The organism is Melaminivora alkalimesophila (assembly GCF_000282995.1).
Classification (GTDB): Bacteria; Pseudomonadota; Gammaproteobacteria; order Burkholderiales; family Burkholderiaceae_C; genus Melaminivora; species Melaminivora alkalimesophila.
Genome location: NZ_ALEE01000135.1, coordinates 1 through 11,980 on the forward strand (window position 1 = coordinate 1; position 11,980 = coordinate 11,980).

Consider the following 11,980-nt stretch of genomic DNA (forward strand, 5'->3'; position numbering starts at 1 on the left):
CACGCGGCCCTCGGCAGCTGCGCGGCGTCCGCCCCCTGGCCTGGCCAGCCACTCAACGGCCACGGCAACCTCGTGCCCCGGGTGCCGCTGCCGGAGGGCGCGGCGTGGGTGCTGGGCGCCACCTTCGAGCGTGGACGCACCGAGCTGCCGCCCACCCCGGCCGAGGCGCGCCAGGGCCTGGATGCCAACCTCGGGCGCCTGTGCGCGCTCGCACCGGCGCTCGGCGCCGCCCTTGCGCCCTGCTTGCGGCGCAGTGGAGGCGCGGCAGGCGCGGTGCGCACCTGGGCGGCGGTGCGCTGCGCGGCGCCCGACCGCCTGCCGCTGGTCGGACCGGTCGAGCCAAGGGCCCAGCCGGGCCTCTGGGTGAGCACCGCCATGGGCGCGCGCGGCCTGACCCTGGCACTGCTGTGCGGCGAGCTGCTCGCCGCGCGCCTGCACGACGAGCCTCTGCCGGTGGAGGCGCGTCTCGCCCGCGCCCTCATGGCCGAGCGTCTCGCCCTGCCTTGAACTTCTTTATGCAGTTTTTTGCATATATGAAGCAATAAATATTAGTTTGCTTTCATAACGCAGCCTCCTACAGTGCACCCGTCGCGTGCATGGAAGGGGATCCGAAGAAGGGCCACCGGCACGCCAGAGAACGTCTTGGAGTGCCATGTACCAGTACACCGAATTCGACCGCCAGTTCGTCCGGCTGCGTGCCCAGCAATTTCGCGACCAGCTCGAGCGCTGGGAGCGGGGCGAGCTGACCGACGAGCAACTCCTGCCTCTGCGCCTGCAAAACGGCTGGTACATCCAGCGCTATGCGCCGATGGCGCGCATCGCCGTGCCCTATGGCGAGATCAGCAGCCGCCAGCTGCGGATGCTCGCGCACATCGCGCGCGAGTACGACCGCCCCGATCCCGAGCTGCTGGCCCGCGCACAGGCCACGCAGGACGCGCTGCAAGCGTCCCAGCCCGGCCAGACGCTGCCGGCCAAGCCGCTCAAGTACGGCTACGGCCACTTCACCACGCGCACCAACTGCCAGTTCAACTGGATCCCGCTGTCGCGCGCCGCCGACGTGATGGACCTGCTGGCCAGCGTCGACATGCACGCCATCCAGACCAGCGGCAATGCGATCCGCAACATCACCTGCGACGCCTGGGAGGGCATTGCCGAGGACGGCATCCTGGACACGCGCCCCTTCGCCGAGATCACGCGCCAGTGGAGCTCGCTGCATCCGGAATTTTCCTACCTGCCGCGCAAGTTCAAGATCGCCTTCAACGGTGCACGGGAAGACCGCGCCGCCATCGGCTGGTACGACATCGGCCTGCAGGCCGTGCGGGGGGACGATGGCAGCGCGGGCTTTGCCGTCAAGGTCGGCGGCGGCATGGGGCGCACACCCATCGTCGGCACCGTGGTGCGTGAATTCCTGCCGTGGCCGCAGCTGCTGAACTACATCGAGGCCATCGTCCGCACCTACAACAGCTACGGCCGGCGCGACAACAAGTGGAAGGCACGCATCAAGATCCTGGTCAAGGCCGAGGGTCAGGGCTTCATCGACGCGGTGGAAGAGGAATTCAGGGCCATCGTCGAGCAGGACGGCGCCCCGCACACCATCACCCAGGCGGAGCTCGATCGCGTGGCCAGCCACTTCGTCATCCCCGAGCTGAAGGCGGCCGGCCTCCCGTCGCGCGTGGACCCCGACGGCCAGCTCTACCGGCGCTGGCTGCAGCAGAACGTGCGCGGACACCGGCTGCCCGGCCTGGCCACCGTCACCCTGTCGTTCAAGCGCCCGGGCTTTGCGCCCGGCGACGCCGACGCCGACACGCTGGACGCGCTGGCGCAGCTGGCCGAGACCTTCTCGGCCGCCGAGGCGCGCCTGACGCACGAGCAGAACCTGCTGCTGCCCTGGGTACACCAAAGCGACCTGCCCGCGCTCTACGAGGCCGCGCGCAAGCTGGGTCTGGCGCAGCCCAATATCGGGCTGCTCACCGACATGATCGCCTGCCCGGGCGGCGACTTCTGCTCGCTCGCCAATGCGCGCTCGCTGCACATCGCGGCCGCCATCACGGAGCGCTACCAGGATCTGGACGAGCTGTTCGACCTCGGCCCCATCGACCTGCACATGAGCGGCTGCATCAACTCCTGCGGCCACCACCACAGCGGCCACATCGGCATCCTGGGCGTCGACAAGGACGGCAAGGAGTGGTACCAGATCACGCTCGGCGGCTCGGACGGCTCGCAACTGTCCGGTCCGGCCATCGGCGGCAAGGTGGTCGGCCCCGCCTTCAACGCGGCCGAGGTCCCGGATGTCATTGAGGCCGTGCTGGACGTCTTCCGCGAATTGCGCAAGCCCGGCGAGCTGTTCATCGACGCGCTGCGGCGCATTGGCCACGACCCCTTCAAGGCCGCCGCCAACGCCGCCCGCCACCCCAAGGTGGACGAGCAGGCGCTGGCCGAGCAGGACTGACCCCTTTTTTTTCGCTGACCCCATGAAGATCCTCACTGCCGACGCCCTGCCCCCCGGCGACGACGCCATCCCCACCCTGCAGATCGCCAACGACGCCGACCTGGCCGAGCTGGTACGCTCGGGCGCGCTCGAAGGCATCGGGCGCATCGAGCTGCAGTTTCCCAGCTTCACCGACGGCCGGGCCTACACACAGGCGCTGCTGCTGCGCCGGCGCTGGCGCTTCACGGGCGACATTCGGGCGACCGGCGACGTGCTGATCGACCAGCTGGTGCACATGCACCGCAGCGGCTTCAGTAGCGCCCTGCTCGCCGAAGGCGTGGACCCGGCGGCCGCCGAGCGCCAGTTCAGCCGCTATGCCGCCTTCTACCAGGGCGACGTGCACGAGCCGCGGCCCCTTTTCGCGCGGGAGGTGGCATGAACGCCGCCGAGCTGGCGCGGGTCAACGCCGAGCTGGGCCGCGACGCGCCGGCCCTGGTGCGCTGGGCACTGGCCTTGCGCCAGCCGGCGATCGTCACCACCAATTTCCGGCCCTTCGAGGCGGTGCTCCTGCACCTGGTCACGCAGGTGGCGCCCCAGGTGCCGGTCGTCTGGATGGACAGTGGCTACAACACCGAGGCCACCTACCGCTACGCCGACGAGGTGGCCCGGCTGTTGCAGCTCGACCTGCGCATCTACCTGCCTCGGCGCTCGCGCGCGCACCGCGAAGCGGTCGATGGGCCGGTGCCTGCGCTGGACGACCCGCGCCACGCCGCCTTCACCGCAGAGGTCAAGCTGGAACCCTTCGCCCGCGCGCTGCGCGAGACCGCGCCGAAGGTCTGGTTCACCGCCTTGCGCGCCACCGACAGCGCCGTGCGCGCGCAGATGGAGCCGGTGAGCCTCAACCCCGACGGCCTGCTGAAGGTCGCGCCGCTGCTGCACTGGACACCTCGCGACCTGTACCAGTACTGCGAAGTCCATGGCCTGCCCAACAACTTCGACTACGTGGACCCGACCAAGGGCGAGGCACAGCGCGAGTGCGGCCTGCACCTGGCCCATTGACAGAGAAACCACCGCCGCCCGGCGCCCGCCCCGCCTGCGCGGCAACCCACCCGACTGGAACCCCAACATGAACGCCCGTGTCGATCCGCACCTGCTGAGCCGCCTGAGCAACCGCCATCTGGACGCGCTGGAGGAAGAGACCGTCTTCATCCTGCGCGAAGTCGCCGCCGCCTTCGAGCGCCCCGCCCTGCTGTTTTCCGGCGGCAAGGACTCGCTGGTCATGCTGCGCTGCGCGGAGAAGGCCTTCGGCGCCGGCCGCCTGCCCTTTCCGCTGTTGATGATCGACACCGGCCACAACTACCCGGAAGTCACGCAGTTCCGCGACCGGCGCGCCGCCGAGCTGGGCGCCCAGCTGATCGTGCGCAGCGTCGAGGACTCGATCGCTCGCGGCACGGTGCGGCTCGCCCGGCCCGACGAGCCGCGCAACGCCCACCAGTCGGTCACGCTGCTGGAAGCCATCGAAGAACACCGCTTCGACGCACTCATCGGCGGTGCGCGCCGCGACGAGGAGAAAGCGCGTGCCAAGGAACGCATCTTCTCGCACCGCGACGCCTTCGGCCAGTGGGCGCCGAAGGCGCAGCGGCCCGAGCTGTGGCAGCTGTTCAACACCCGCTTGGCGCCGGGCGAACACTTCCGTGTCTTTCCGATCAGCAACTGGACCGAGCTGGACGTGTGGCAGTACATCGAGCGCGAAGGCATGGACCTTCCATCGCTCTACTACAGCCACCCGCGCGAAGTGGTCGAGCGCCGCGGACTGCTGGTGCCGGTCACGCCGCTCACGCCGCCACGCGAGGGCGAGCAGCCGCAGGTGCGCCACGTGCGCTTTCGCACCCTGGGCGACATCACCTGCACCTGCCCGGTGGAAAGCCGCGCCGCCAGCGCCGCCCAGATCGTCCAGGAAACCCTCGCCACCGAGGTAAGCGAGCGCGGCGCCACACGCATGGACGACCAGACCAGCGAAGTCTCCATGGAAAAACGCAAACGGGAAGGTTATTTCTGATGACGACTGCCACCCTCGAACCCATCGACACCCAGGCCTCCACGCCGACACCGGCAGGGGACGCCCACACCGGTGCGGCGCACCACCCCGCGCTGCGCTTCATCACCTGCGGCAGCGTGGACGACGGCAAGAGCACCCTGATCGGCCGCTTGCTCGTGGACAGCCGTGCCGTGCTGCAGGACCAGCTCGCCGGCGTCACCCAGGCCGGCGCAGCCGACCTGGCACGCCTGACCGACGGCCTGGCGGCCGAGCGCGAGCAGGGGATCACCATCGACGTGGCCTGGCGCTACTTCGCGACCCCCGAGCGCAAGTTCATCATCGGCGACGCGCCGGGCCACGAGCAGTACACGCGCAACATGGTGACCGCCGCCTCCCAGGCGGACGCCGCCATCGTGCTGGTCGACGCCACCAAGCTCGACTGGCGCGCGGGCGCGCCGGTCCTCCTGCCGCAGACCCGCCGCCACAGCCTGCTCGTGCACCTGCTGCGCGTGCAGTCGCTGGTCTTCGCCGTGAACAAGCTCGACGCCGTGGACGAGCCGGCCCTCGCCTTTGCCCGCATCCGCGCGGCGCTGGAGGGCTTTGCCGCGCAGGCCGGCATCGAGGTGGCGGCCATCGTGCCGATCTCGGCCTTGCAGGGCCACAACGTCGCCGCGCCGTCGGCCGGCTGGTGTGGCTACCAGGGGCCTGCGCTGCTGCAGCTGCTGGAGCGGCTGCCGCGCACCGCACCGGACGTCGCCCTGCCGCCCGCCCTGCCCGTGCAGTGGGTGGAAAAATTCTCCGACGCCGCCCACACCCACCAGGGCCGGCGCGTGTTCTGGGGCCGCGTGGCCTGCGGCACCTTCACCGCGGGGCAGCAGGTCCAAGTCTTTCCCGGCGGACAGCGCGCAGTGGTCGCCCAGGTGTTCGACCACGTGCGGCACCCCTGCGGCGTGGCGGCAGGCGCCAGTGCCGGCGTGGTGCTGGACCGCGAGGTCGATGTCTCGCGCGGCGACTGGCAGCCACATCGCGCGCCCTCTCCAGCAGCCCCCCGATCGCCAGCACCACCGCGTCGATCCGCGAACCCAGCGCCTCGGCCAGGCGCCCCCAGGAGAACCCGAAGACCAGGCCCATGGCCAGCACCACCAGCGCCACGCCCACCAGGCCCGAACCCGTGAAGCCCAGCCACTTGACCGCCAGCGGGCCGACGGCAAAGCCCAGCATGCCGCCCGCGTGCCCGGGCAGCAGCTCTTCCAGCCGGTACAGGCGCGCCCACTCCAGCGCCGAGCTGGCGCACAGCAGGACCGCCAGCCCGGGCCAGAACAGGCCACGGCGGCGCCACGGCCCTTCGGTTGCAGCGCCGCCGCGCAGCCAGCGCCCGAGCGAGCCCAGCCATGCGCGCAGCGCGGCGGCCACCGCCCACCACACGCTGAAGCCGAGCGTGAAATAGCTCACGTCCGCCACCCAGGCCCCCACCCGGCCAAACCAGTTGTGGGTCGCCGCGGCATCGGGCGTGCCGGACGTGGACCACGCGGCATCCGTGGGCGCGTAGCTGAGCAGGGCCAGCAGCCAGACCGCCAGCAGCGCCAGGCCGGCGAGCAGCAAAAGCTCGTGACCGAAGCGCACGACGCCGCTTCGTGCGCCCCCCCTGGCCGGCGCGGAGGCGTTGAGGGTATTGAGGGAATACGTCATACCGTGAAGAGGGCGAAGCTTAACGCACGCCCCGCCGGACCGCCGCCTCCCTACAATGGCCGATCGACCCGGGGCCGGCCTGCCACGCGGTGAGCGCGGCGAGCGCCGCGCCCGCCAGCTGCGCTGCGCGCGGCCCCGACCGACGCCCACCCTTCCCCGCTTCGCTCCGACGATGACCACGACACCCACCCAACACGCCAAGGTCCTGATCCTCGGCTCCGGCCCCGCGGGCTACACCGCCGCCGTCTACGCCGCGCGCGCCAACCTGCAGCCCCTGCTCATCACCGGCCTGGCCCAGGGCGGCCAGCTCATGACCACCACCGATGTGGACAACTGGCCCGCCGACCCGAACGGCGTGCAGGGCCCTGACCTGATGCAACGCTTCCTGGAGCACGCCGAGCGTTTCAAGACGCAGATCGTCTTCGACCACATCAACGAGGTCGACCTGTCCCGGCGGCCCTTCACGCTCAAGGGCGACAGCGGCAACTACACCTGCGATTCGCTGATCATCGCCACCGGCGCCTCCGCCAAGTACCTGGGCCTGCCCTCCGAGGCGGCCTTCATGGGCCGCGGCGTCTCGGCCTGCGCGACCTGCGACGGCTTCTTCTACCGCGGCGAGGACGTGTGCGTGATCGGGGGCGGCAACACCGCCATCGAGGAGGCGCTGTATCTGTCGAACATCGCCCGCAAGGTGACCTTGGTGCACCGCCGCGACCGGTTCCGCGCCGAGCCCATCCTGGTGGACAAGCTGATGGAGAAGGTGGCTGCCGGCAAGATCGAGCTGAAGACCCACTTCACGCTCGACGAGGTGCTGGGCGACGACTCCGGCGTCACCGGCATCCGCATCCGCAGCACGCAGGACGAGAGCCAGACCGAGGACATTGCCCTCAAGGGCTGCTTCATCGCCATCGGCCATGCGCCCAACACCGAGATGTTCCAGGGCCAGCTGGAGATGGAGGGTGGCTACATCGTGACCCAGGGCGGCCACAAGGGCTTCGCCACCCAGACCAGCGTGCCCGGCGTGTTCGCCGCCGGCGACGTGCAGGACTACACCTACCGCCAGGCCATCACCAGCGCCGGTACCGGCTGCATGGCGGCGCTGGACGCCCAGCGCTTCCTCGAACAGCAGGAATGAAGCCGCGCCGGGCGCCGCCCTGCCTGGCGCCCGCCCGCCTATACTCCCCGGTGTTTCGGGTGCCGGCGCGAGTGCGCCGGTGAAACGGGAAGCCGGTGGCGCCCCTTCGCGCGAAGGGGCCAGTCCGGCGCAGCCCCCGCTGCTGTAGGCCTGACGAAGCCGCCCCCAGCCACTGCACCACCCGCTGGTGCGGGAAGGCGCGGCCAAGGAAGAGGGCAAGCCAGAAGACCGGCCCGAAGCACACGTGGGTACAGGCTTCGGGGAAGGGGCCGGGCCACCCGGACGGCGCCTCGGGCCGCCCGCGTGCCTGCACGGCGTCCCCATCGGCATGTGCCTGACCCAGTCTTCGCACACCGCAACGAGGGGTTGCCATGCACACCGAACCCGACACCGCCGGCGCCGCCCAGCGCACCGGCAAGATTCCCGCCACCGTCATCACCGGCTTCCTCGGCAGCGGCAAGACCACCTTGCTGCGCCATGTCCTGGCCAACGCCGAGGGTCGGCGCATCGCCGTCATCGTCAACGAGTTCGGCGAACTGGGCATCGACGGCGACATCCTCAAGGCCTGCGGCATCGGCTGCGATGCCGACGGCAACGAGCAGGACGGCCAACTCTACGAACTCGCCAACGGCTGCATGTGCTGCACCGTGCAGGAGGAATTTTTCCCGGTCATGCAGCAGCTGGCGGCGCGGCGCGACGAGATCGACGCCATCCTGATCGAAACCAGCGGCCTGGCGCTGCCCAAGCCGCTGGTGCAGGCCTTCCAGTGGCCGGAGATCGCCAACGCCTTCACCGTGGACGCAGTGGTCACGGTGGTGGACACGCCCGCCGCGGCGGCAGGCCAGTTCGCCGCCCACCCGGAGGCGGTGGACGCCCAGCGCCGCGCCGATCCGAACCTGGACCACGAGTCGCCGCTGCACGAACTGTTCGAAGACCAGCTGGGCGCGGCCGACCTGGTGGTGCTCAACAAGTGCGACCAGGTCGACGGCGCGGCCCTGGCACGGGTCGAGGCCATGGTGCGCGCCGAACTCCCGCCTGAGGTCAAGCTGGTGCACGCCACCGAGGGCCGCGTGCCGCTGTCGGTGCTGCTGGGGCTGCAGCGCGCGGCCGAGACCACCATCGACCAGCGCCCCAGCCACCACGACCACGGCGAGGACCACGAGCACGACGAGTTCGACTCCTTCAGCGTGGACCTGCCGCCGCTCGAGCGCGAGCCCCTGCTCGCGGCCCTGGAGCAGCTGGTCGCCCAGCAGCCGGTCCTGCGCGTCAAGGGCTTCGTCGCGGTCCCGGGCAAGCCGATGCGCCTGTTGGTGCAGGGCGTGGGCACGCGCTTCACGCACCATTTCGACCGGCCCTGGGGCGCGGGGGAAGAGCGCGGCACGCGCCTGGTGTTCATCGGCCAGGGCATGGACGAGGCCGCGGTGCGCACGGCCCTGGAAGCATTGGCGCCCGCGGCCCCGGTTGCTGCCTGAGCCGGTGCGGCGGCACGCATGCACCTGCTGAGCACCCGCCCGGGCGGCTTCGTCGAGGACGACACGGCCGTCATCTGCCTGGAGCAGACGCCGGCCGATGTGGTGGTCCTGAGCAGCGCCGACACCACGCTCGCGCTGCTGGCAGCCGCGCGCGCCGAGCTGGCGCGCTCGGACCCGGCCTTTCCCTCGCTGCGCCTGGCGAACCTGCTGCACCTGCGCGGCAATGCCTCCTTCGACCGCTACGCCGACGAGGTGCTGCAGCACGCGCGCGTGGTGGTCGTCGATCACCTCGGTTCGGAATCCACCTGGCCCTACGGCATCCAGCAGCTCGCCGCGCTGGCGCGCCGCCACCGGCAGGCGCTGACGCTGTTCTCCGGCGACCTGACGGAAGACCCCGAGCTGCTTGCGCGCGGCACGCTGCCCCCCGACATCGGCCGGCTGCTGTGGCGCTACCTGCGCGCCGGCGGCAGCGGCAACGCGCTGGCCTTCCTGCAGGCTGCCGCTTTCCACGGTCTGGGCCATGGCAGCGCGCCGCCGCCCCCGCGGCCGTTGCCGCAGGTGGCGCTGCACGCACCGGGCGAATGGATGGCCCCGGGGGACGACGCGCTGGCCGCGCTGCAGGCGGCCTGGCACCCGGACGCCCCGGTGGTGCTGCTGGTGTTCTACCGCTCGCACCTGCTGGCGGCCAACACTGCCGTCTTTGACGATCTGGCGCTCGCCCTGCACGCGCGCGGCCTCAACCCCCTGCCGCTGGCGCTCGATTCGCTCAAGGACCCGCTGTGCCTGGCGACGCTGCGCGAGCTGTGCCAGACGCACGGGGTGCAGCTGGTGCTCAACACCACCGCCTTCGCCGCACTCGGGCAGGGCGGCGCCGCGGCCGGCGACACCGAACTGGCGGGCGATGCGCCGGTGCTGCAGGTGATCGTCAGCGGCACCGACCGCGAGGGCTGGCTGCGGGATCACCAGGGCTTGCGGCCCCGCGACATCGCCATGCAGGTGGTGCTGCCGGAGATGGACGGGCGCATCGTCACCCGCGCCATCAGCTTCAAGAGCGGCACCGAACGCTGCCCGCACACGCAGGTGGACCTGGTGCGCTACCGCAGCGAGCCCGACCGAATCGACTTTGTGGCCGAGCTCGCCCGGCGCTGGTGCCGCCTGCGCCAGCTGGCTCCCGAGGACAAGCGTCTGGCGCTGGTGCTGGCCAACTACCCGGGCAGCGAAGGGCGCATCGGCAGCGGCGTCGGCCTGGACACGCCGGCCTCGGTGATCGAGCTGCTGCGGTTGCTGCAATCCGAGGGCCATGACCTGGGCAGCACCGAGCCCCTCCCCGCCGATGGCGATGCGCTGATGCGCCGCCTGACCGAGGGCATCGCCAACGACCCTGCGCTGTGGCCGCTGCGCCCGGCATGGCAGAGCTACGCGCTGGGCGACTACCTGACCCGGCTGGCCTGCCTTCCTGCCGGCATGGCCGAGGCCATCACCACCCGCTGGGGCCCGCCGGAGGCCGACCCGGCGCTGCGCCAGGGCCGCTTCATGATCGCCGGGCTGCGGCTGGGCAAGGTCTTCATCGGCATCCAGCCGGCACGCACGCTGGACGGCGACACCGACTGGGCGAGCTACCACGACGCCGACCTGGTTCCGCCGCACCACTACCTGGCCTTCTATTTCTGGCTGCGCGACGTCTTCGCCGTCGATGCCGTGGTGCATGTGGGCAAGCACGGCAACCTGGAGTGGCTGCCGGGCAAGAGCCTGGCGCTGTCCTCGGGTTGCTGGCCGGATGCCATCCTCGGGCCGCTGCCGCACCTGTATCCCTTCATCGTCAACGACCCCGGCGAGGGCGCGCAGGCCAAGCGCCGCAGCCAGGCGGTCATCCTCGACCACCTGATGCCGCCTCTCACGCGCGCCGAGAACCACGGCCCGCTGCAGGAGCTGGAGCGCCTGGTCGACGAGTTCTACGAAGCCCTGCTGGTGGATACGCGCCGCGCCGACCTGCTGCGCCGGCAGATCCTGTCGCTGGTGCGCCAGCAGCAGCTGGCGGGCGAGCTGGGGCTGGAGGACGCCCTGGCGCAGGGGCAGGACGACGCGGTGCTCGAACGCATCGACGCCTACCTGTGCGAGCTCAAGGAAACGCAGATCCGCGACGGCCTGCACGTCTTCGGCCGCTCGCCCACGGGCGCGCAGCGGCGCGACACGCTGCTGGCCCTGGCGCGCTACGCCAGCGCGGACGGCGCCGAGGGCCTGATCGCCGCACTCGCGGCCGATCTGGTGCACGCGGACTTCGACCCCTTCTCGCACGATGCGGCCAGGCCGTGGGAGGGGCCGCGGCCCGAGGCGTTGCAGGACATCGTCGATGCCCCCTGGCGCCACCACGGCGACACGCGCGAGCGACTGGAGCTGCTGGCTCTCGCCCTGCTCGACGGCCGGCCCTGCCCCGCGCACTGGCCGCGCACGCGGGCCGCACTGGAGCGCGTGGCGCAGGTGCTGGAGCCGCGCCTGGACGCCTGTGGGCCAGAGGAGCTGCGGCAGTTCAGCCGCGCGCTGCGCGGGCGCTTCGTGCCGGCCGGGCCGAGCGGCTCGCCCTCGCGCGGGCGCCCGGACGTGTTGCCCACCGGGCGCAACTTCTATACCGTGGACACGCGCGCCATCCCCACGCGCACTGCCTGGGAGCTGGGCGAGCGCGCCGCCCGGCAGCTGATCGAGCGCCACCTGCAGGAACACGGCGAATACCCGCGCAGCATCGGCCTGTCGGTCTGGGGCACGGCCACCATGCGCACCGGCGGCGACGACATCGCCCAGGCGCTGGCGCTGATCGGCGTGCGCCCTCGCTGGGCGCCGGGCAGCCAGCGCGTGGTGGATTTCGAGGTCGTCCCGCGCGTGGGGCTGCACCGCCCGCGCGTGGACGTCACGCTGCGCATCTCGGGGCTGTTTCGCGATGCCTTCCCCGCCACCGTGCAGCTGTTCGACGCGGCCGTGCAGGCGGTCGCCGAGCTGGACGGTGAGGACGACGAGGAAAACCCGATCCGGGCGCGCATCCTGCACGACGCCGCGCAGCTGGCAGCGCGCGGACTGGCGCCGGAAGAAGCGCGCCGGCGCGCCGGCTGGCGCGTGTTCGGCAGCCGCCCGGGCCACTACGGCACGGGCCTGGAGCTGCTCATGCGCAGCGGCCAGTGGGACAGCGACGCCGACCTGGCCGGCGCCTGGCTCGCCGGCAGCCAGCA

Annotated in this window: 9 protein-coding genes, 1 pseudogene and 1 riboswitch; of the genes and pseudogenes, 9 read left to right on the forward strand and 1 reads right to left on the reverse strand. The window is 71.5% G+C overall.

What is annotated here, in order from left to right; translation table 11 throughout:
• The 6 genes from A612_RS01940 to A612_RS01965 form a co-directional block, all read left to right on the forward strand.
• Positions 1 to 507, forward strand: a 507-nt coding sequence (locus tag A612_RS01940) for an FAD-dependent oxidoreductase (RefSeq protein WP_040435638.1), incomplete at its 5' end; no start/stop codon positions are given.
• 145 nt (positions 508 to 652) lie between these two features.
• Positions 653 to 2,449 carry a nitrite/sulfite reductase gene (locus A612_RS01945; protein WP_019372929.1) on the forward strand — a complete coding sequence of 599 codons (1,797 nt, stop codon included), beginning with the start codon at positions 653 to 655 and terminating at the stop codon, positions 2,447 to 2,449.
• 22 nt (positions 2,450 to 2,471) lie between these two features.
• A complete protein-coding gene (locus A612_RS01950; RefSeq protein WP_019372930.1) occupies positions 2,472 to 2,867 on the forward strand; it encodes a DUF934 domain-containing protein in 396 nt (131 codons plus the stop codon).
• Positions 2,864 to 3,487: a phosphoadenosine phosphosulfate reductase domain-containing protein gene (locus tag A612_RS01955; RefSeq protein ID WP_019372931.1), complete on the forward strand. Its 624-nt coding sequence runs from the start codon at positions 2,864 to 2,866 to the stop codon at positions 3,485 to 3,487. Before A612_RS01950 ends, A612_RS01955 begins: the two co-directional genes overlap by 4 nt.
• 67 nt (positions 3,488 to 3,554) lie before the next feature.
• A complete protein-coding gene (gene cysD, locus A612_RS01960) occupies positions 3,555 to 4,487 on the forward strand; it encodes a sulfate adenylyltransferase subunit CysD (protein WP_019372932.1) in 933 nt (310 codons plus the stop codon).
• On the forward strand, positions 4,487 to 5,641 hold the full coding sequence (locus A612_RS01965) for a GTP-binding protein (protein ID WP_019372933.1): 1,155 nt from the start codon (positions 4,487 to 4,489) through the stop codon (positions 5,639 to 5,641). Before cysD ends, A612_RS01965 begins: the two co-directional genes overlap by 1 nt.
• On the opposite strand, the pseudogene A612_RS17770 reads toward A612_RS01965, so the two are convergent.
• A pseudogene (locus A612_RS17770) lies at positions 5,607 to 6,155 on the reverse strand (DNA translocase FtsK 4TM domain-containing protein); the annotation flags it as partial. The gene A612_RS01965 and the pseudogene A612_RS17770 sit on opposite strands and share 35 nt — an antisense overlap.
• Positions 6,156 to 6,327: 172 nt before the next feature.
• Between A612_RS17770 and trxB the strand changes: the two are divergent.
• From trxB to cobN, 3 genes are all read left to right on the forward strand, one after another.
• On the forward strand, positions 6,328 to 7,290 hold the full coding sequence (gene trxB, locus A612_RS01970) for a thioredoxin-disulfide reductase (RefSeq protein ID WP_019372934.1): 963 nt from the start codon (positions 6,328 to 6,330) through the stop codon (positions 7,288 to 7,290).
• A gap of 40 nt (positions 7,291 to 7,330) precedes the next feature.
• Positions 7,331 to 7,541: riboswitch (cobalamin riboswitch) on the forward strand.
• 120 nt (positions 7,542 to 7,661) lie between these two features.
• Positions 7,662 to 8,762 (forward strand): cobalamin biosynthesis protein CobW, encoded by a 1,101-nt coding sequence (gene cobW, locus A612_RS01975; protein ID WP_019372935.1) that lies wholly within the window; start codon positions 7,662 to 7,664, stop codon positions 8,760 to 8,762.
• A gap of 18 nt (positions 8,763 to 8,780) precedes the next feature.
• The coding region (gene cobN, locus A612_RS01980; protein WP_019372936.1) for a cobaltochelatase subunit CobN at positions 8,781 to 11,980 on the forward strand (3,200 nt) is incomplete at its 3' end.